This is a genomic window from Christiangramia lutea, from assembly GCF_022489035.1.
Taxonomy (GTDB): domain Bacteria; phylum Bacteroidota; class Bacteroidia; order Flavobacteriales; family Flavobacteriaceae; genus Christiangramia; species Christiangramia lutea.
Genome location: NZ_JAKVTV010000002.1, coordinates 187,687 through 208,761, shown reverse-complemented (window position 1 = coordinate 208,761; position 21,075 = coordinate 187,687). Strand labels below are relative to the sequence as shown.

Below are 21,075 nucleotides of genomic sequence, written 5' to 3'. Positions count from 1 at the left end.
GAGAAACCTTATTTCTCACTATGCATTTTGAACAGCCGGAATTACTGTATGCCCTCTTTTTGCTAATAATTCCTATTATCGTTCATTTGTTTCGCCTGAGAAAGTTCCAGAAAGAAGATTTTACCAATGTCAAATTCCTGAAAAAGGTGATTCAGGAAACCAGAAAGAGTTCCCGGTTAAAAAAATTCCTTATCCTCTTTACCAGACTTTTGCTACTAGGCTGTTTGATACTGGCTTTTGCGAAACCATTCATCCCTGCGAGCGAAAAAGCATTATCAGAATCAAGAACCCTTATTTATCTGGATAATTCATATAGTATGCAGGCTGGGAAAGATCAATCTGCGATTTTAAACAAAGCTATAAATTCTTTGATTGAAAATATTGATGAGAATGATAACACCAGTGTATTCACTAATAATCAGGACTATTTCGGTAAAAATGCAGCAATATTAAAAGATGAGCTACAGGACATTGAATTTGACGAAAAGCAGATCAATTTCAGAGAGATCGAGTTAAAGGCACAGAATTACTTCAAAAATCACCCGAATTCAGATAACGATTTGGTTATCATATCAGACTTTCAGCATAAAATTGATATTCCTGCCGAAATAACTAACAAGGATTTTAATTATCATCTCGTAAAGCTGAAGTCTCCTGAAATTCAAAACGCCAGTCTGGACACAGCATTTATTGAGGAAACCACTCCTGAAACGGTTACTTTGAAAATCGGGATCAGTTCAAATGAGAGCATTGATCAACCTCTAAGCGTATCTGTTTACAACGGTGAAAACCTATTGGGCAGAAACACGGTACAATTGGAAAGTGATAGTATTGCCGAAATAAATTTCAGACTTCAAAATGAGACGATAACAGATGGCATAATTGAAATTGACGATTCAGGCCTTAATTATGACAACCGGCTGTATTTTCACCTGGATGAAAACCCTGAAATAAAAGTGGTGAATATTTCCAGTTCAGAAACGAATTTTCTGGACCGTATCTATACCCAGCCTGAATTTCAATTAAAAAGTTTCAATCCAGGTCAAATAGATTTTAATTCACTGAATTCAGCAAACCTGGTCATATTAAATGAAATTGATCAGCTTCCCTCCTCTTTGCTTAATAATCTGAATACGGTTAAAAATAATGGAGCATCCATAGTTCTAATTCCAGCAGATAATTTCTCGGCTTATGCTGAAATCCTTAACCGTTTTGGATTTTCTTCTTTTGATCAAAGAATCGATTCAGAACGTTTAATTACCAGTATTACTTATGATCATCCGTTGTTTCAAAATGTTTTTGAAGACAGGATCGATAATTTTGAATATCCCAAGGTGGTTTTATCCTTTAATTTAAATTCTGCAAACTCAATTTTAAGTTACCAGGATAACCGGCCGTTTCTAGTAGGATCTAATTCTGTTTATGTATTTACAGCTCCCCTAAATTCCAGTAATTCAAATTTTATTAATTCACCACTTATAGTACCGGTGTTTTATCAGATAGGATTGAATTCTCTGAAAATGAACCAGCTTTATTTTTCAACCACCACGGAAAATGAAATTGATATTCCTGTCAACCTGGAAAAAGACCAGGTATTACATTTAAAAAATTCTGAAATCGATATCATTCCACAACAACAGAACTTCAGCAACCGGGTGGAGATCAATACTGGAAATATAGAATTGAATGCCGGAAATTATCAAATTACCAATAACAATAATTCTAAGGGAGCTATTAGTTTCAATAATTCAAGAGACGAGAGTGATCTTAGATTTAGCGAGCTGTCTAATTTTGAAGGTTCCAAGGTATACGATTCAGTAGAAGAGTTCTTTCGTGAATCAAATGCAGCCACCGAAATCACTGCACTTTGGAAATGGTTTGCTATTTTTGCCTTAATATTTCTCGGTATCGAAATGCTACTAATAAAATTCTTTAAATGAAGCTACTTTTAAAATCGGTTACGATCCTGGATGAAAATTCGCCTTATCATCAGAAGAAACAGGATATATTCATTGAAAACGGAGCAATTAAAAAGATTGGAAAAGATCTTAAGGAAAATGCTGAGAAGGAAATTAAAGTTTCTAATCTCCACGTTTCAAAGGGTTGGTTTGATAGTAGCGTTTGTTTTGGAGAACCTGGTTTTGAAGACAGGGAGACCATAGCTAATGGCCTGGATACAGCTGGAAAATCGGGATTCACCTCGGTGGCACTCAATCCTTATACAAATCCCGTTTTAGACCATAGTGGAAATATAGCCGCGGTCAAAGCCAAAGCCGCAAGTCATCCAGTAAACCTATATCCTGTGGCAGCTCTCACCATGAAAAGTGAAGGAATAGATCTGGCAGAATTGCTGGACATGAAAGAAGCAGGTGCAGTTAGTTTTGGGGATTACAAATTACCACTTAAAAATCCGAACCTATTAAAGATAGCCCTGCAATATGCCCAGAATTTCGATGCCCTGGTTCAAAGTTACCCCCAGGAAAACAGGATAGCCGGCAACGGAATGGTGAATGAGCATGAGAACAGCACATTACTTGGTTTAAAGGGAATCCCAAACCTTGCAGAAGAACTTCAGATAACCCGCGACCTTTACCTGCTGGAATATACGGGAGGAAAATTACATATACCTACGATCTCTACAGAAAAATCGGTGAAACTTATTAAAGAAGCCAAGAAAAAAGGCCTTGATGTAAGCTGTAGTGTAGCAATACATAACCTAATTCTGGATGATCAGGAATTGAAATCTTTCGATGCCAAAGCAAAGGTACTTCCTCCACTTCGAACAAAAAAAGATATCAAAGCTCTTATAAAAGGCCTGAAAGATGGCACTATAGATATGGTTACCAGTGACCACAACCCGATAGATGTGGAGCATAAGAAAGTAGAGTTTGATAATGCTCTATTTGGAAGTATAGGTTTAGAATCGGCTTTTGGAGCTTTAAGCAAGATCTTTGAAACTGCTGATGTTGTAAAACTTCTTTCTGCAGGTAAAGAAAGATTTCATATTGATAATTTCGAGATCAAAGAAGGAGAGCCGGCAGATCTGAGTTTGTTTATTCCCGGGCAATCGTTCAATTTTTCTGAAGATGATATTATTTCAACCTCGAGAAATAGTATTTTTCTGAATAAAGAACTTAAAGGAAAAGCCTATGGTGTCATCACTCAAAAAGGTTTTATAAGCCATTAAATTTATATTATCATGGAAAACACAGGACAGGGAAAAATTACTGCGATTGTTGCCTATATCACGATTATAGGTACTATAATCGCTTATTTCATGAATCTGGAACCTAAGGACAGGCTGGCTAGTTTCCACATTCGGCAGGCTTTTGGAATACACATAACTTTCTACCTTATAGGAATATTAATGGGACTTTTTGATCAGGGCATCATTGTCGCTGCATTTTATTTATTTTTTATCGTCCTTTGGGGTTACGGCCTGTTAATGGCAATTAAAGGTGAAGAACGGGAAGTTCCAGTTCTTGGACCTCTTTTTCAAAAATGGTTTAGTACAATTTCATAATGACAAAAGAATTTTCACTTCAACATATAATTCAAGAACCAAAAAATAAATCTCAGAAATCACCTGTTTTGATCATGCTTCATGGTTATGGCAGTGATGAAAATGACCTTTTTTCTTTCGCTGGGGAATTACCTGAAGATCTTTTTATTATTTCTGCGAAAGCGCCATATTCCATGCAGCCTTATGGAAATGCCTGGTATGCTATACACTTTGATAATAATGACGGGAAATTCAGCGATGATTTACAAGCGATAAGCTCCAGGGAAACCTTAAAGAACTTCATAGATGAAGTAATACAGAATTACCCGGTAGATCCAGATAATGTAAACCTACTTGGTTTTAGCCAGGGAAGTATATTAAGTTATGCAGTGGCACTCTCCTACCCCGAAAAGGTTAAAAATGTAGTTGCTTTAAGTGGATATATTAACCAGGGTATCCTGAAGGATGGATATGAAAAAAACGATTTTTCAAATCTTGACTTTTATTGTTCCCACGGAAGCGTAGACCAGGTGATCCCGGTTGACTGGGCAAGGAAAACCAAGCCATTTATGGATGAACTCGGTATAAAAAACTCATATTCAGAATTTCCTGTTGGCCATGGTGTTGCTCCACAGAATTTCTTTGAATTCAAAGAATGGCTCCAGAAAAGGCTTTAATACAAAGGATAAAGGAAAGATTTTTCAGGATAGAATTTAAATTCTCCTCCTTCTGTAACTTCATAGCTCAGAAAAACTTCTCCCCAGTAGGTGCCATCGGTAAAATCGGCAATGACCCATTTGTGGTTTAATATCTTGATCTTGTTGATGCGCATATTGCCTTCCATTCCGGCCTGGGGAACTAATGGATTGTCCTCTTCCGCAGAATTTTTGCTAATGATGGCATCCTCTATCTTCAGGATCAGATCGCTGGGATCTATATTTTTATTCTCAAAGTAAGTAATTGCATCTTCATTATTCTGAAGGTTGAAATAATCTTCAGCTAGCTCAGATTCAGCCGTTGTACCTGGATCATTTTCCAGCTCTGCAAGCTGATTTTCCAGGCTTTCAATTCTTTCCTCCTTGGCATCAAGTATACGCTTATCATTCACATATATGAAAATGGTGAATAACAAAGTAAAGATGAAAAGGTACATCAGGATCTTATTGCGCATTCTAAACGGTAATTTTTAAGTTATCATAGGCAAGGTGTACATTTTTTGGAAGGTTCTTCTCTACTTCCTCATGAAAACCAAGCATATGGCTGATATGTGTTAAATAGGTAGTTTCAGGTTTGACTTTTTCTACAAATTCAAGAGCTTCTTTAAGATTAAAATGAGAATGATGTGGTTCAATTCTAAGAGCGCTTACCACGAGAACCTTTAGATCCTGCAGTTTTTCTACTTCCTCATCATTAATGGACTTTAGATCTGTTAAATAAGCAAAATCTTCCATCCTGAAACCAAAAACCTGTAACCTGTTATGCATAAACTCAACCGGGGTTACGGTTAATCCATGAAAATTAAAAGGTTTGTTCTCAATGACATTTTCCTTTACTCCCGGAGCTCCAGGATATTTATTTTCAGTGGTGAATATATAATCAAACCTCTTTTTAAGAGCTTTTAAAACTCTTTCATGAGCATAAACAGGAATATCACCCTGACGGAAGAAAAACGGCCTTATATCATCCAGGCCGGCCGTATGATCGTTATGCTCGTGGGTATAAAAAATTGCGTCAAGCTTCTTAACTTTATTGGCAAGCATCTGTTGCCTGAAATCTGGACCGCAATCTATTAGGATATTGTAATTATTCCAGGAAATAAGAATAGATACTCGTAAACGTTTATCTTTTGGGTCATCGCTAAGGCAAACCGGATGTTCGCTCCCTATGATTGGTATTCCCTGAGATGTTCCCGTTCCTAAAAATGTTACTTCCAAAAGGTGTTATTTTTCACACAAAAGTAAATATATTTTTTTGTATGCCTACCGCTTTTAGTACTTTTGAAGTACACAAAGAAATTGTTTATTTAAAAGAGAGATTATGCCAATTACCATAATGGGCGACAAGGAATTTGAAAATGTTCCTTCGATAAACAGTAAAGCCCTTCGCATCAATTTAAACGAAAATATCTACGGGACGTTTTCCGAGATTGGTGCTGGCCAGGAAACGGTTCGAAACTTTTTCCGGGCAGGTGGTGCCTCAGGTACGATTGCTAAAGCGATGAGTGCCTATGATAAAGACTTTAGTGACGCGATTTATGGTGTGGAGAATGACCGCAGATATGTTACTGAAGCACGATTAAAGAAAATGCTTTCTCATGAGACCAGGTTGATCGAAGAAAGGATCTCCAGGGAAAAACATCCTAATAAATTATTCTTCACCTACGCAAATACTGTTGCTACCATAGATTTCGCTAAGAAATACAAAGGACATGGATGGGTTGGAATAAGATATCAGGTAGAGCCCGGTGAAGATTATAATGAGATACTGCTTCACGTACGTTTCCATGAAAATGATGCTAGACACCAGCAAAATACATTGGGAATACTTGGGGTGAACCTAATTTACGGCGCCTATTACAAGTATGATAATCCTAAGAAACTTCTGAGATATCTTTATGACCACATAGATAAAGATCAAATTGAGATCGATACGATTAATTTCTCCGGACCAAGATTTGAAAATGTAGATAACAGGCTGATGAGTCTTCAGCTTGTCAAGAACGGCATGACCGAAGCGGTAATGTTTGGACCTGATGGTAATAACGTTTTACCTGCAAAATTACTTTACAAAAAGAATATCCTCGCCTTACGAGGAAGTTTCAGGCCTGTTACCAAGGTAAATATGGATATGTATGAGCGGTCTAAAGAACTTTTCTTCAGTGAAACCAAGGTAAATAAAGAGAACACCGAGATCATTTTTGAGATCACCCTCTCCAACCTTCGGGCAGAAGGTGAAATTGATGAAAGAGATTTTATGGACAGAGCCGAATTGCTTTGCTCCCTTGGTCAGACTGTAATGATCTCTAATTTTCAGGAATATTACCGTGTGGTAGAATATTTCTCTCGATACTCTAAGCAACGAATGGGTCTTACCATGGGAGTTCAGAACCTGGTAGATGTATTTGATGAGAAATACTACCGTCACTTAAGTGGTGGTATCCTTGAAGCCTTTGGTAAACTATTCTTTAAAGATCTTAAGGTTTATCTTTACCCTCTTAAAAACCCAGAAACCGGGGAGATTACTACTAGCGAGAACGTAAAAGTTCATCCAAGAATGAAGGAGCTTTACAAGTTCTTCAAATACAACGGAAGAGTTGAGGATATAGAGAACTACAATCCAAATATCATGGATATTTACTCTAGAGAAGTTCTTAAAATGATCACTGAAGGTAAGGCTGGATGGGAAGAAATGCTTCCTGAAAGAACTACTAAAATGATCAAGGAAAAGAATCTTTTCCACTATAAAGAACATAAACAACAAGCAAAGACTGAAGAAGTTTAATCTTCTAAGTTTTGTTCTACAAAAAAAGCTGTTCGAAACGAACAGCTTTTTTTATATAAAATTTTGAAATTTCGGCTTAACCAATCCTGGTGATCTTTGCACCAATCCCCTGTAGTCGCTCAACAATATTTTCGTAGCCTCTGTCTATTTGTTCGATATTATGAATGGTGGAAGTACCTTTTGCTGATAAGGCGGCAATCAATAATGATATTCCCGCCCTGATATCTGGGGAACTCATTGTGGTCGCTTTCAATTGAGAAGTGAATTCGTGACCAATTACGGTTGCCCTGTGAGGATCACAAAGAATGATCTTAGCCCCCATATCGATGAGTTTATCCACGAAGAAAAGCCTGCTCTCGAACATTTTCTGATGTATAAGAACACTTCCTCTTGCCTGCGTCGCAGTAACCAACATGATACTCAAAAGGTCTGGTGTAAACCCTGGCCATGGCGCATCGCTTATGTTCATGATAGAGCCATCAATAAAACTCTGGACTTCATAACCTTCATTATGAGCAGGGATATGAATATCATCTCCCTTTTTCTCTATCGTAATCCCAAGTTTTCTAAAAGTGGTTGGAATAATACCCAGCATTCCCCAGTTCACATTCTTAATAGTGATATCACTCCTGGTCATGGCAGCCAATCCTATCCATGATCCGATTTCGATCATATCTGGTAGCACAGTATGTTCGCATCCACCAAGCTTTTCAACACCTTCAATGGAAAGTAAATTAGAACCTACTCCGCTAATGTTAGCGCCCATCGAATTCAGCATTTTACAAAGCTGCTGTAAATATGGCTCGCAGGCTGCATTATAGATGGTTGTAGTTCCTTTGGCAAGAACAGCGGCCATTACAATATTAGCTGTACCGGTAACTGAAGCTTCCTCGAGAAGCATAAAATCACCTTTTAGCCCGTTAGGAGCCTCTACTCCATAAAATCTTTCCTCTTTATTATATCGGAAATCGGCTCCAAGTTTCATGAAACCTTCAAAATGGGTATCCAGTCTTCGTCTTCCAATCTTGTCACCTCCAGGTTTCGGAATAAAACCTTTTCCAAATCTACCCAGCATAGGTCCAACGATCATGATCGATCCTCTAAGTCCGCCACCGTCGATCTTAAACTGCTCACTATTGAGATAATCCATATTAAGATCATCGCTTTGAAAGCTATAACTTCCTTTTCCTAACTTTTCAATTTTCACGCCCAAATTGCGTAAAAGATTGATAAGTTTATTTACATCAACGATGTCTGGTATATTATTTATTGTAACCTTTTCATCAGTTAATAATACCGCACATAAGATTTGAAGTGCCTCGTTTTTTGCTCCCTGGGGCTGAATTTCCCCGCTTAAACGATGCCCTCCTTCAATTTGAAAAGTTCCCATTAAAAGATATTGAGTTTAGTGGCGTTTGCGGCCTCCTTTACGGCCTGTATTCTTTTTCTTGGAGTATTTTTTCTTATTTCCTCCACCTCTAATTAGATCTGAAGCTTGTGTAAGATCCTCGTCGGCATTCTTCAGATTAATTTTACCATTACTAAGATCTTTAAGGTGGTCGAAAATAACTTCATCATCTACAGAATCCCGGTTCCAATTCAGGTAGGATTTCTTCATATGATTAGCAATGGTAAGAACAAGCGCCTCTTTAAAATCTCCTTCTTCCATATCTTTAGCTGCATCGATCATTCTCTTGATATTATTACCATAGAATCGATACTTTGGATTGTTTTCAGGATATTTCAGCATATCCGGTCTTTCGGCCAGCATTTCCCTGGTAGGTTTCGGAAATGGAGATTCTACGTTAAGTTTAAAGTCGCTTATTATAAATAGTTGATCCCAAAGTTTATGCTGAAAATCTGGGACATCGCGAAGATGAGGATTCATATTTCCCATTACCGATATTATAGATCTGGCAACCTTGTTTCTCTCTGCATCGTCTTCTATACTCACGGCATGTTCTACCATTTTCTGGAGATGTCTTCCGTATTCGGGAATTATAAGTTTACTCCTTTCAGAGTTATATTCTAATGCGTTTGTCAAAATTGAAGTTTAATTAGGTATTTAATGAAGTTGTACTCCTGCCCGCAAAATACTAAATATTACCAAAGAACCACAATAAAAAAGATTCTTTTATAAGGCTATTAAAGAGATATCACTCCTTCTACTTTATTGGCCACCTCTTTATATTTTTCAATAACATGGTCTGGATTTTTCATCCTTACATTTATTGAAACACTGGTATATTTACCTTTTTTAGATTGTTTGGTCTCTATAACCGCGCCCATATTATTAAAAATTCCTTCCACCTGCCCAATTTGCTGGCCTTTAGTAGGCACGATGAATTTATATAAATATTCAGATGGCCACATGGCCGTATCCTGAAGTTGCTTTTTAAGTTTTGCGTAAAATTCTTCGGGATTCTTAGATTGACTCATAATTTCTCTCCTTCGTTTTGATGCAAAGATACAAGGAATGATAGCATTTTTATAATCAAATTCAATTGTCGAAATTTGCCCTGTGAAAAGTAAAAAAATTGTTATTACCGGAGGCCCCGGAACCGGAAAATCATCTATCATCCATAAACTGGAAGATAAAGGAGAAAAGTGCCTGCACGAAATTTCGCGCCAGGTCACCCTGGAGGCCCAAAAAGAAGGTATAGACCAGCTATTTCTTGAAAATCCATTATTGTTCAGTGAAAAACTTCTTGAAGGAAGGCTCAATCAATATCATGAGGCGAATGCTTTAAACTCAGATCATATTTTCATGGACCGCGGACTACCGGATGTAGTTGCTTATATGGATTATTTCAACACAAATTATCCAGACATATTTGATCATACCTGCACTAATCATCGCTATGAACTTATTTTTATTCTTCCACCATGGAAAGAAATTTATAAGAGTGATAATGAGCGATACGAGAGTTTTGAGGAAGCCTTAAAAATTTCGTCTTATCTTTATTCTACCTATAGAAGGTATGGTTACGATCCCATAGAAGTCCCAAAACTTACTGTGGAGGAACGTACCGATTTCATTCTGGATATGATTTAAAGAAATTTGCAGGAGGAAGCTTTAAAAATATTAGAGAAATACTGGGGTTTCCGACAGTTCAGACCACAGCAACTGGAAGTGATAGAATCCATTCTCGATGCCAGGGATACACTTACTTTATTCCCTACCGGCGGTGGGAAATCAATTTGTTTCCAGGTTCCTGCTTTAATTCGGGAAGGTATTTGCATCGTGGTTTCTCCGCTCATCTCATTAATGGAAGACCAGGTGAACTCCCTGAAGCAAAAGAACATTAAGGCAATGGCCATTACCGGTGGTATTTCATATTCTGATCTTGACCGTAATCTGGATAATTGCATCTTTGGAAATTTTAAGTTCTTATACCTCTCCCCGGAACGACTTCAGCAGGATATTGTACAGGAACGACTAAAGCAAATGAATATTAACCTCATTGCAGTAGACGAAGCTCATTGTATTTCTCAATGGGGTCATGATTTCAGACCGGCATATCGGAATATTTCAAATCTCAGGTCCTTATTACCAGAAGTCCCAATCGCTGCCTTTACCGCAACAGCAACAAAAGAAGTTGTAAAAGATATTTGCGATCAGCTAACCCTGGAAAACCCAGTGATATATCAGAAATCCTTTGCAAGATCCAATCTTCAATATGAAGTGATCAAAACTGAGGATAAATACTTCAGGTTAACCCAGATTCTGAACAAGGACTCGGCTATAATTTACGTTAGAAGCAGGAATGCAACCCAGGAGATTGCACAATTCCTGAACAAACAGGGTATAACTGCGGCTGCATATCATGGTGGTTTAAAAAAGGAAGATAAATCTGAAAAATTTGAACAATGGTTGACCAATAAGGTCAGTGTAATGGTTGCTACTACTGCATTCGGAATGGGTATAGATAAGCCAGATGTAAGAACTGTTATTCATATAGATCTTCCTGAAAGCTTGGAGAGTTATTTTCAGGAAGCAGGGAGAGCCGGAAGGGACGGGAAACCTGCCAAGGCAATTATCCTAACCAATGCCAGTGATATCCCGGTTTTAAAAAATCAGTTCCTGAATAACCTCGCCTCTCTAGAAGATGTGAAATTGCTATATAGAAAACTGAATGCATACTTCAGGATCGCTTTTGGAGAAGGAGAAAACACGGTGCATGATTTTAATTTTTCCGATTTCTGTCATCATTATCATTTCAATAGTCATAAAGCCTATAACGCTTTGCAACTCCTGGATAGATGTAGTGTGCTTAGGCTTTCTCAGAATTATCAGAAAAAAACTGAGATACAGATTTTACTATCTGGAAATCATCTGGATAATTACCTGGATGAAAACCCCAGATATGCGCATTTACTAAGGACCATTTTGAGAAATTATGGAGGAGTTTTTGAAAACCTGATCTCCATTAGTCTCGCTGCCATTATCGAGAAGTCTGGCCTTTCTGAATCTGAATGTATCAAGATATTTGAAGAATTAAACGCAAAGGAGATCATTGAGTTCAATCTTTCGAAACACGATGCAAGTATTATCTTTTTAGTTCCCAGGGAAGATGATTCGACTATTAACCCGGTCGCAGCATTCATCAATGAATACAACAGGACCAAGAAAAATAAAATTACGGCAGTTCTGGATTTTGTTCAGAATGATAAAGTCTGTAAACAGGTTCAAATATTAAAGTATTTTGGCGAGAAAGATCCTCCACCCTGCGGTAAATGTTCTGTATGCAACCGGAAAGACGATGAGTTGAACCGGGACGATATGAATGAAATCTACCTAAAGGTTTTGAGGATTCTAAAAAACGGACCTAGGGATTCGAGGGAGATCATCGCTCAAATGGAATACAAGGAAAAAGACGTATTAAAAATTTTAAGTTTGCTTTGCGAGAAAGAGATACTGGATCGCACTCCAAATAACAAATATCAAATTTCAAATAAATGAGAGACCTAAGAATCGTATTTATGGGTACACCCGAATTTGCTGTAAAAAGCCTGGAAGCCATCATAAATGCTGGATTTAACGTGGTTGGAGTTGTAACGGCACCGGACAGACCTGCAGGCAGAGGTAGAAAATTAAAAGAAAGCGCAGTAAAAGAATTTGCAAAAGAAAAAAATCTTAAGGTATTACAACCGACAAATTTGAAATCTGAGGAATTTCAGGACCAACTCATGGAATTAAACCCAAACCTTCAGGTTGTTGTCGCTTTTCGCATGTTACCCGAAAAGGTTTGGAACTACCCTGAATTTGGCACCTTCAACTTACATGCTTCGCTACTTCCTCAATACAGAGGAGCTGCTCCTATTAACTGGGCTATCATTAATGGAGAAAAGAAAACCGGAATATCCACCTTCTTTCTTGATGAAAAAATTGACACGGGAGCTATGATCTTTCAGGAAAAAGTTGAAATTGGCGAAAAGGAAAAGGTAGCATCACTACATGATCGTTTGATGGAAAAAGGTGCTCATTTGGTGGTAAAAACGGTTGAGGCCATTCAGAAAGGTGATGTTCAAACAACCCCGCAACCAGATTCAGGTGACCTGAAAGAAGCCCCGAAGCTTACCCGCGAGAATACCAAGATAAACTGGGAAGAATCAATAAACCGTATATACAACCTCATTAGAGGACTTAATCCCTATCCTGCTGCCTGGTGTTACCTGGAAAATTCATCAGAAGAACTAAAAGTAAAGATTTATGATATTGAAAAAGTTATTCAGGAACATCACTTACCTAATGGAACAGTTACGGTAACAGACAAACAGATAAAAGTAGCAGCTAAAGATGGGTATATCATAATTAAGGAGATTCAGTTACCCGGTAAAAGAAAAATGGATTCAAAAGCACTTTTAAATGGATTCAATTTTGCTCCAGATGCAAAAATGCGCTAAACCCTTATTAACACTGAATTCGTTGCATTTTAATAAAAAACAATTATCTTTATCAACAAATCAACCAAGTTATCAACAAAAAGGGGCTTTTCCCTTGTCATTACTTGCATGAACAAGAAATCCGTATAAATTTGTATACCAGTTTAACAGAATGTTTAACCAACAATTAATTTAAAATTCAAATTATGAACAAAACAGATTTAATCGATGCAATGGCTGAAAACGCTGGAATTTCTAAGGCAGCAGCAAAAAAAGCATTAGAGTCTTTCCTTGAAAACGTTGAAAAATCTCTTAAAAAAGGAGATAGAGTATCTCTAGTAGGATTCGGATCATGGTCTGTATCTAAAAGAGCTGCACGTGAAGGAAGAAACCCACAAACCGGAAAAACCATTAAGATTGCTGCTAAAAACGTAGTGAAATTTAAAGCCGGAGCTGATTTACAAAAAGCTGTGAACTAATAATTTGTATTAACAAATTTAAAAGCCTTCCACTGGGAAGGCTTTTTTTATTTAAAATTTTTGCTGTTGTATTGCATTTTTTCTAAGAAATAATTAGTTTAGATAAAAAGACTGCTACAATGATCGCGTTAAAACCAACCAAAGGCCATCTTCTAGTCGCAGAACCCTCCATAATTGGAGATGTTTCATTTAATCGTTCTGTGGTACTCCTTGCTGACCATTCAGACAAAGGATCGGTTGGATTTATCCTGAATAAAATCCTGGATTTTACCTTAAAAGATCTTATACCTGAAATAGAAGGAGATTTTAAAGTCTACAATGGTGGACCGGTAGAACAGGACAATCTATATTTTATTCATAAAATTCCTGATCTTATACCAGATAGTATAGAAATTGCCCACGGTATTTACTGGGGAGGTAATTTTGAGGTAGTTATGGACCTTATCTCCAAAGAACTTATAGATGATACACAGATCAAGTTCTTTTTAGGTTATTCAGGCTGGGACGCAAATCAATTGGATGATGAATTAAATTCTCATTCTTGGGTTGTTACCGTAAGTGAAGACAACAAAGATTTGCTTGAAAAACCTTACAATTCCTTCTGGAAGGATAAAATGCTGGAATTAGGAGGAGAATATATGCTATGGTCTAATTCACCAGAAAATCCTACATATAATTAACCAAGACGTGCCTTAACATTCAGCTTGCTCAACAAGTCTTTAGCAACTACATTTTTAAATTCCTTTTTTCGGTATTTGCTTACCTGCTGAATTCCCTGTGCAACATTCGTGATGAAAAGTTCATCTGCCTTCTGTAATTCGAAAGGAGAAATTGAAGTCTCCTCAAGCTGATAGTCCTCTGTCTTCTTAAGGATATTTAAGATCTGTTTTCTAATGATCCCGTTTAATGCACCATCAGATATTGGAGGAGTTTTAATAACATTTCCTTTTACCAAGAAAACATTCCCATTTAAAGCTTCTACTACTCCCTTTTTTTCGTTTAATAGCAGGCAATTATCATAGTCGTTTTCCCTGGCGTAAATACTACCAAGCACATTAACTGCGCGATTATTGGATTTTATAGAAGATAACAATCCGCTATTTACATAATGATCCTTAAATAATTCAATTTCATAAGGCTTATCATTGAAAAGGTAGAAAGAATCTTCCATAGGTTCCACACTAATCACATAACCTATATCTCTGGTGGCTGGCGTATAATATCCACCCTGCAACCTGTAAACGGCAAACCTGATCCTGGCAGGCGAAGTATTTAGATCGTTGGCTTCAATTATATTTCCAATTTCCTCTTCCAGAAACTCTGGTGAAAAATTAGAAGGAATTTCCATTCTCATAATTCTCATTGAAGCCATTAAACGAAAATAGTGATCTTCCCAGAACATGATCTTCCCGCTGATAACACGAATAGTTTCAAATACTGAATCTCCATAAGCAAAACCACGATTTAATACCGACAATTTCGCTTCTTCTTCCTTAACAATTTTTCCGTCTAGATTAATCATAAAAAAACCCCGTTTAAAAACGGGGCAAAGGTAATATTTATAATAAGAATTCTAGGCCGATCCCAGAATCTGTTTAAGGTCTGAAACCATATTTTCCCATAGCATCTTACCTTCATCAATTTCATCTTCTTCAGCAAAATCGGTGATCATAAGGGAAACATCCTTTGTAATATCATCTACCTGAATACGTAATTCAAAAAAGTAAGGAGTATCTTCATCGTCAATCCATTTGAATTTTATTCGCTCATCACTCTTCTTACTAACGAGCTTTGCCTTCTCTTCGCTACCTTCCCATATAAAAGTAAAAAATTCCCCCCGGGAATTCACATTATCGGCATACCATTCACTTAGACCTGAGGGAGTTGAAATATATTGAAACAGTAATGAAGGAGAAGCTTGAATTGGAAACTCCATTTCGTACTTTATCTTTTCTTCCATTTTTGATTAATTAGTTTCGGGCAATATAGATATTAATATGAATTATTAAAAGAAATCAAAATAAATATTTTAGAAAATAAAGTTTGTGTCAAAACAAATTGTTTTTATATTTGCACCCGCATTCACAGAAAGCCGTGACGCCTTGGATGACAAGGCATCGCAAGGTTTCATAAGAATGGAAAATTCTATGGCGAGGTAGCTCAGTTGGTTAGAGCGTCGGATTCATAACCCGGAGGTCCCGAGTTCAAATCTCGGTCTCGCTACAAAAAAAAAACCCTTCAAAATTGAAGGGTTTTTTTATGAAATAAATTCACGTTCTTTACTTTTTCACAGAAATTGTAATCTTCATTTCAACTTATAACGCCTGATCTTTTAAGAATTTGAGATATCACCAATGAGAGAACAGCAAAAAGTATAGAGATATATACCTGATAAAAGCTAAGATCTCCAAGAGATAGAACATCACTTAAAAACGGAATACTATATCCCAGGTAGGTGATTATTACAGATAAGGCTAATGCAATCCATATCCATTTATTTTGAGTAATCTCATTTTTCCAAAATGAAGTTTTTCTGCCCGGCAAATTGAATACGTTAATCAGTTGAGCAAAAACAAGCGTATTAAAAGCCATATTGTTTGTCTCCATGAAAGAAGCCTTCATGAATCCGTGTGCATAAATCACCACCCCAATTACACTTAAAGTAATTGATATTCCATACATCACTGTGCTACTCCAGTGCTTCCTGGTAAGAATTGCCTCTCCGGGAGGTCTTGGTTTATTTTTCATAATGCCTTTACTACCCTTCCCTAAACCTAGAGCCAGTGCCGGAAAGATATCTGTCACCAGGTTCAGGTACAATATCTGCATAGGTAATAATGGCATAGGTAATTTAGTAAAGGAAGCTACAGATACCGATATAACCTCAGCGAGATTGCAGGAGATCAGAAATATTACGAAATATCTGATATTTTCAAAGATCGCCCTGCCCTGATGTATCGCTAGTTTTATAGCCGTGAATTTATCATCTAAAAGAATAACATCGGCTGCTTCCTTAGCCGCTTCTGTACCCCGAATACCCATTGCAATACCAATATCGGCCGCCTTTAATGCAGGAGCATCATTAACACCATCACCCAGCATACCCACCACACCCTGGTTTTTTTGGAAAAATTTGATTAGTTGCAGTTTTTGTTGTGGCAGCATTCTGGCAAAGACATTTGCTCTCAATAATCCGGATTTCTCATCTGAATCGATATTATTAAAATCTGAATAGTCTGCTCCAACTATCACCCTTTTCGCGAGTTCTTCATTCTCAAAAATTCCAATTGATTCAGCAATATTCATAGCGGTCCCAGGATGATCTCCGGTAAGCATTTTTACATCTATACCGGCCTCTCTGTAAATCTGAATGGTTTGTTTGATATCTTCCCTGGGAGGATCTAGAAAGCCAACAATTCCCAATAAGGTAAGTTTATCTATACAGGAATGTTTATTAGTTTCTTTAGATTTGATGATCTTCCTGGCAAAGGCAAGTACTTTCAGTCCTTTTGAAGCAAGCAAATCGATCTTATCCAGCCAATATTTCTTGTCTGTTAAAGGAACTACCTTATCATCAACCATAATGGAAGTACAATGTTGCAGAACATTTTCCGGGGCACCTTTAACACAAACTAAAAATTCTTTATTTAGATGATTTACAGTAGCCATAAGTTTTAATTCTACATCAAAAGGGTAATCATGACTCTCAGGATGATCTTTTATAATTTTCTCAACGTTAATCCCTAACTCTGAAGTGAATTCCATAAGTGCCTGGTCTATGACATCGCCATGTTTATTTAGCTTAGCAGGATTGGAATAATTACATAGAACCGCAACTCTCACCAGTTCTTCAAACACGTTATGCCGAGTTTTATTTGGGAGTCTTTCAATACCATTCTCTAATTCAATCTTATGATCTTCAAACTCAACAGTCCTAACCTTCATTTTATTCTCGGTGAGAGTTCCAGTTTTATCTGTACAAATCGTGTTGGTCTCCCCTAAAGTTTGAACTGAATCGAGGTTTTTGATCACCACCTGCTGTTTAGATAATTTAACCATTCCCCTGGCTAAGGTAATCGTTGCGACCACGGGAAGGCCTTCTGGAATAGCCGCTACTGCCAGGGCGATGGCTGTTTTCAGCATTAATTCAGTATCTGCCGAAGTGAAAAATCCTGAAACCGCTATTATTGCGGCCAGGACCAAGGTGAAGATAATAAGCCAGTATGTTAAGGTCGTCAGCTTTTTTTGAAGTGGAGCTGATCTATCTTCCGCTTTTTGAGTCATTATATTTATTTCTCCTATCGCTGTTTTATCACCAGTTGCACATACTATAGCTTTCGCGTTCCCACGGGATACAACTGTCCCATTGAAAACCATATTCTTTTGTTCAGTGATTCTAAGACCCAAAGACAACTTCTCCAGGTTCTTAGGTACGTCTTCACTTTCACCTGTGAGCATGGATTCTTTGAGAAGAAGGGCAGATTGTTCGATCAACCGGGCATCTGCTGGAATCACATCTCCTTCATTAATGAAAATAATATCACCAGGAACCAGAGATATTGAAGCCATTTCCTTGGTCACACCATCACGAACTACCATAGTGCGAGTTTGCACCATTTTCTTTAGGGCAGTAAAAGACTTTACCGCCTGGAATTCCATAAAAAATCCAATAGCGGTATTGATGATTATTACCAATAGTATGGCGATAGCTTCCAGGATCTCATTGAAGAATAATGCGAGAAACATTGCACCTACCAGAATATAGACGATAGGACTTAGGAATTGATCCAGCAAAATTTGCCAGGCGGTTTTTGGTTTATTACGAGTTAGTTTATTCTCCCCGAATCTTTTTAAACGTTCATTTACCGCATTAGAGCTTAATCCGTTATCAGGATCAGACTGTAAGCGGTCAATAACCTCCTTTACACTTAGATTGTAAGCGTTTTTTAGCATTACTGTTATTATCTACAGTGCATCTTCAGGTATAAATGAAAATTCGTTTTTAAACCTTGACGAAACCATTCATATCACTGAATATCAAAATTATATTAAAAGTTTTTCAGGAAAAACCTTTAGTAGAAATCATAAGTAGCTTAAAATTTAAGCTATACTAAAAATTTCAGGCCTTAATAGTAAGAACAGGAATTTCTGAGTGATTGGCCATTTTTTCTCCGTAACTACTATAGATAAGTCTGGCAAGACCTTTTCTACCATGGGTAAGAAGTACAATAAGATCGGCTTTCACCTTGTTTGCATAGTTATAAACTCCTGCTTCAATGTTATAATTATTGAATATTTTCACCTCATCCTGACTTTCAGCATCTGCCATATCCAGAGCTTTATAAAATTTTTTAACCTCAGCGTCGATCATGGTTGTGCTCATAAAGTCTTCTGGAGTATTTATATATACCAGGTCATACTCCATTGAATTATCCTTTAGAAAGGTTCTGGCTTTTTTATAAGCATCTTTCATCTCAATATTGAAATCACAAGCCATAATAACTTTGTTCAATTTAAAATAGGACTGATTATTTTTTACTACCAGAACAGGAACCTCTGCTGTTCTAACTACCTTTTCAGTATTAGAACCAATTAACATCCCGCCCAGACCTTGAGCTCCGTGTGTTCCAATAACAATAAGATCTATATCTAATTCTGAAGTGAGGTCACCTATCTTTTCAAAATCCACTTGTCGGCGAATTTCAGTGCTTACCTTAATTCCATCTAAATAATCGTGGTTCAGGAATTCATCGAAAGAATCATTTATTCGTTTGTGATAATCGATATTTTCATAAAGCTCCATAGCCTCCTTTCTGCTAAGGAAGGCATCCTCCCGGTTTATCATGTACAAGGCGACGATTTCAGCATTAGAATTACCCGCGAGGTTGGCGGCATATTTCAAAGCATAAGCAGCAATTTCTGAAAAATCGGTGGGAACAAGTATCCTTCTCATGGCTATAAATTTTATGATTCTAGTAAATTTACAGCTTCCTCTCCTATTAAAATATGATAAAAATCAATTAATTATCTTTTGAGTAACACATATGATTAAAATGAATTTTAGTTCTTCTCCGGAATTTTGGCATTCCGGTTCACGTATGCTGATACTCCCCTGATGAAATCATTCACGGTTTCCTCCATTATTTTTCTGGCATCTGAAGTTAAGGGGTAGGGCTCATTGTTAATGGCATAAAAGGCCCAATCGTTTTCTCCTCCAACAATTTGAAATGTTGGTGCATCTGGGCTGGAAAGTTCTACAATTTCCACATCATAACGAATAAGTTCATCTTTAAATCTAAAAGAAAGATCAAACATTGCATCCCAGGTATAAGTCCTGCCATCGTCTTCTATAGAAAATGCCTGTGGTACAAATACTTTATATTCAAGATACTGGTTTTCGATCTCCCTGCTTATAGCATCTACAGGATTAGAAATAATATTATCTGCCCATTTCTTAGCAGCCAGGAACAATTCAGAATCTGGTTTTTCGGGGTATTCCCTTATCACAGAATCCTCGAAACCTGCAGGAGATAAAATGAATTTATCTGCTACTTTTTGTGCACTTAATAAAACTGGAAATAAAATAAAAAGAATAGCAATCCTCATAATCGATAATTTTGGTTTAATCGGAAGATAAATATTATGTCGAATCAAATTCGTTAAGAATAAAACAAGCTCTGTTAAACTATTATAAAACCAGGAATTAAAAGATCGTTTACTTATTCTTCTTTTCCTCTTTTCTTTTTTGTTTTTCCAACTTCCTGAAATATCCACGAAAGAACCAGTTATGTCTTAGCGCCTCCATGTTTTCATTCATTTTAATGGAAGACTCTTTGATATTAACCATGGTGGTGTCTAAATTCTGAACTAGCTCCTTATCCTGGGTTAGGTAATTAAAAGCTCCTTCACCCTCTCTTATTTCCTCTATTATTAATTCCACGTTTCGCATGATCTCAACAATACTGTTGGTAGATGAATCAAGGTTCTTAATAACATTTTCTATTCTATCCCTTGAAATTGTATCGGTTAATAAGGTTCCTGCAACACTTTCATTCAATTTTATTTCTGAAAGTTCGCGGTTAATCTTTTTCATAGCCCGGTTTGTTTGAGCACTGGTCTCCTTAAGATTTTCCAAAGTTATTTTAATGTCCTTGGCAAGTAAAGAATCACTCACCAGGACACCCAAAGTTCCCTTAGCCTCTAAAATTTTATTGGTGATCTTCAGAAGGTCTGAGGTTAGTAAAGCCGCATTTTCATTAGTAACATTAAGGGTTGAAAGCATATCATCGGCTCCTATCCTACTATAAGTTGCAATGGTATCTCCTGGAATTATGGCTGCTAAATTCTGGTTTCCAGGTAAAATATTAACGACCATACTTCCTACCAGCCCATCTGAACCTATAGTGGCAATAGCATCTTTTTTGATGAAACTGCCAGTAGACTCCTCAACCATCATCTGGACCAGAATCCTGGATTCTTCAAGCATCCTGATCTTACTTACAGTTCCAACATTAATTCCCGAATACCTTACGTTGTTTCCAATTTGTAAACCATTTACATTTTCAAATTCAGCAAATACCGGGATATTCCTTGTGAATATATGTTGCCGGTTCCCGATAAAATAAAGTGCCGCTATCAGGATAAGCATGCCTGTTACTACGAAGACACCCAGTTTTATTTTTTGAGATGTTGTTTTTTCCATGATCG

At 37.1% G+C, this 21,075-nt stretch carries 21 protein-coding genes and 1 tRNA gene; 11 read left to right on the top strand and 11 right to left on the bottom strand.

Annotation, left to right across the window (positions count from 1 at the left end):
- Positions 1-20 precede the first annotated feature (20 nt).
- The 4 genes from ML462_RS07260 to ML462_RS07245 are packed head-to-tail and all read left to right on the top strand — an operon-like array spanning position 21 to position 4,179.
- On the top strand, positions 21-1,940 hold the full coding sequence (locus ML462_RS07260) for a BatA domain-containing protein (RefSeq protein ID WP_240713143.1): 1,920 nt from the start codon (positions 21-23) through the stop codon (positions 1,938-1,940).
- Entirely contained in the window at positions 1,937-3,187 is a 1,251-nt protein-coding gene (locus ML462_RS07255) for a dihydroorotase (RefSeq protein ID WP_240713142.1), read from the top strand. Before ML462_RS07260 ends, ML462_RS07255 begins: the two co-directional genes overlap by 4 nt.
- A 12-nt stretch (positions 3,188-3,199) precedes the next feature.
- Positions 3,200-3,523: a hypothetical protein gene (locus tag ML462_RS07250; protein ID WP_240713141.1), complete on the top strand. Its 324-nt coding sequence runs from the start codon at positions 3,200-3,202 to the stop codon at positions 3,521-3,523.
- A complete protein-coding gene (locus ML462_RS07245; protein WP_240713140.1) occupies positions 3,523-4,179 on the top strand; it encodes an alpha/beta hydrolase in 657 nt (218 codons plus the stop codon). The genes ML462_RS07250 and ML462_RS07245 overlap by 1 nt, the downstream gene beginning before the upstream one ends.
- On the opposite strand, the gene ML462_RS07240 is transcribed toward ML462_RS07245, so the two are convergent.
- Together ML462_RS07240 and ML462_RS07235 are read right to left on the bottom strand one after the other, a co-directional pair.
- Positions 4,176-4,673 (bottom strand): hypothetical protein, encoded by a 498-nt coding sequence (locus ML462_RS07240; RefSeq protein ID WP_240713139.1) that lies wholly within the window; start codon positions 4,671-4,673, stop codon positions 4,176-4,178. The genes ML462_RS07245 and ML462_RS07240 overlap by 4 nt on opposite strands.
- A 1-nt stretch (position 4,674) precedes the next feature.
- Complete coding sequence (locus ML462_RS07235; RefSeq protein WP_240713138.1) at positions 4,675-5,436, bottom strand: MBL fold metallo-hydrolase; 762 nt, start codon at positions 5,434-5,436, stop codon at positions 4,675-4,677.
- Positions 5,437-5,539: 103 nt separating this feature from the next.
- Between ML462_RS07235 and ML462_RS07230 the strand changes: the two genes are divergently transcribed.
- Positions 5,540-7,003: a TonB-dependent receptor gene (locus ML462_RS07230; protein WP_240713137.1), complete on the top strand. Its 1,464-nt coding sequence runs from the start codon at positions 5,540-5,542 to the stop codon at positions 7,001-7,003.
- Between the two features lie 76 nt (positions 7,004-7,079).
- Here ML462_RS07230 and murA read toward each other — a convergent pair whose 3' ends face one another.
- The 3 genes from murA to ML462_RS07215 all read right to left on the bottom strand — a co-directional run bounded on the left by murA (position 7,080) and on the right by ML462_RS07215 (position 9,442).
- A complete protein-coding gene (gene murA / locus ML462_RS07225) occupies positions 7,080-8,393 on the bottom strand; it encodes a UDP-N-acetylglucosamine 1-carboxyvinyltransferase (protein WP_240713136.1) in 1,314 nt (437 codons plus the stop codon).
- Positions 8,394-8,408: 15 nt separating this feature from the next.
- Positions 8,409-9,047, bottom strand: coding sequence for a DUF4290 domain-containing protein (locus ML462_RS07220; RefSeq protein WP_240713135.1), 639 nt, complete (start codon positions 9,045-9,047; stop codon positions 8,409-8,411).
- Between the two features lie 101 nt (positions 9,048-9,148).
- Positions 9,149-9,442, bottom strand: coding sequence for a DUF493 family protein (locus ML462_RS07215; protein ID WP_240713134.1), 294 nt, complete (start codon positions 9,440-9,442; stop codon positions 9,149-9,151).
- An 82-nt stretch (positions 9,443-9,524) separates the two neighbouring features.
- Here ML462_RS07215 and ML462_RS07210 point away from each other — a divergent pair, with 82 nt between their 5' ends.
- From ML462_RS07210 to ML462_RS07190, 5 genes are all read left to right on the top strand, one after another.
- Complete coding sequence (locus ML462_RS07210) at positions 9,525-10,058, top strand: AAA family ATPase (protein WP_240713133.1); 534 nt, start codon at positions 9,525-9,527, stop codon at positions 10,056-10,058.
- Positions 10,059-10,064: 6 nt separating this feature from the next.
- Complete coding sequence (locus ML462_RS07205; protein ID WP_240713132.1) at positions 10,065-11,966, top strand: RecQ family ATP-dependent DNA helicase; 1,902 nt, start codon at positions 10,065-10,067, stop codon at positions 11,964-11,966.
- The gene (fmt, locus tag ML462_RS07200) at positions 11,963-12,910 is read left to right on the top strand and encodes a methionyl-tRNA formyltransferase (protein ID WP_240713131.1); all 948 of its coding nucleotides are present in this window, start codon (positions 11,963-11,965) and stop codon (positions 12,908-12,910) included. The genes ML462_RS07205 and fmt overlap by 4 nt, the downstream gene beginning before the upstream one ends.
- 185 nt (positions 12,911-13,095) lie before the next feature.
- Positions 13,096-13,368 (top strand): HU family DNA-binding protein, encoded by a 273-nt coding sequence (locus ML462_RS07195; protein ID WP_006990442.1) that lies wholly within the window; start codon positions 13,096-13,098, stop codon positions 13,366-13,368.
- A 119-nt stretch (positions 13,369-13,487) separates the two neighbouring features.
- A complete protein-coding gene (locus ML462_RS07190; RefSeq protein ID WP_240713130.1) occupies positions 13,488-14,048 on the top strand; it encodes a YqgE/AlgH family protein in 561 nt (186 codons plus the stop codon).
- On the opposite strand, the gene ML462_RS07185 is transcribed toward ML462_RS07190, so the two are convergent.
- The gene (locus ML462_RS07185; RefSeq protein ID WP_240713129.1) at positions 14,045-14,890 is read right to left on the bottom strand and encodes an aminotransferase class IV; all 846 of its coding nucleotides are present in this window, start codon (positions 14,888-14,890) and stop codon (positions 14,045-14,047) included. The genes ML462_RS07190 and ML462_RS07185 overlap by 4 nt on opposite strands.
- Before the next feature lie 51 nt (positions 14,891-14,941).
- Complete coding sequence (locus ML462_RS07180) at positions 14,942-15,328, bottom strand: START-like domain-containing protein (RefSeq protein ID WP_240713128.1); 387 nt, start codon at positions 15,326-15,328, stop codon at positions 14,942-14,944.
- A gap of 189 nt (positions 15,329-15,517) precedes the next feature.
- On the opposite strand from ML462_RS07180, the gene ML462_RS07175 reads away from it, so the two are divergent.
- Positions 15,518-15,591: transfer RNA gene (locus ML462_RS07175), tRNA-Met, on the top strand.
- 87 nt (positions 15,592-15,678) lie between these two features.
- Here the strand turns inward: ML462_RS07175 and ML462_RS07170 are convergent.
- The 4 genes from ML462_RS07170 to ML462_RS07155 form a co-directional block, all read right to left on the bottom strand.
- Complete coding sequence (locus ML462_RS07170; RefSeq protein ID WP_240713127.1) at positions 15,679-18,321, bottom strand: cation-translocating P-type ATPase; 2,643 nt, start codon at positions 18,319-18,321, stop codon at positions 15,679-15,681.
- A gap of 166 nt (positions 18,322-18,487) precedes the next feature.
- Positions 18,488-19,321, bottom strand: coding sequence for a universal stress protein (locus tag ML462_RS07165; protein WP_240713126.1), 834 nt, complete (start codon positions 19,319-19,321; stop codon positions 18,488-18,490).
- 107 nt (positions 19,322-19,428) lie between these two features.
- Positions 19,429-19,974, bottom strand: coding sequence for a hypothetical protein (locus ML462_RS07160; protein WP_240713125.1), 546 nt, complete (start codon positions 19,972-19,974; stop codon positions 19,429-19,431).
- Positions 19,975-20,083: 109 nt separating this feature from the next.
- The gene (locus ML462_RS07155; RefSeq protein WP_240713124.1) at positions 20,084-21,070 is read right to left on the bottom strand and encodes an MlaD family protein; all 987 of its coding nucleotides are present in this window, start codon (positions 21,068-21,070) and stop codon (positions 20,084-20,086) included.
- Positions 21,071-21,075 lie beyond the last annotated feature (5 nt).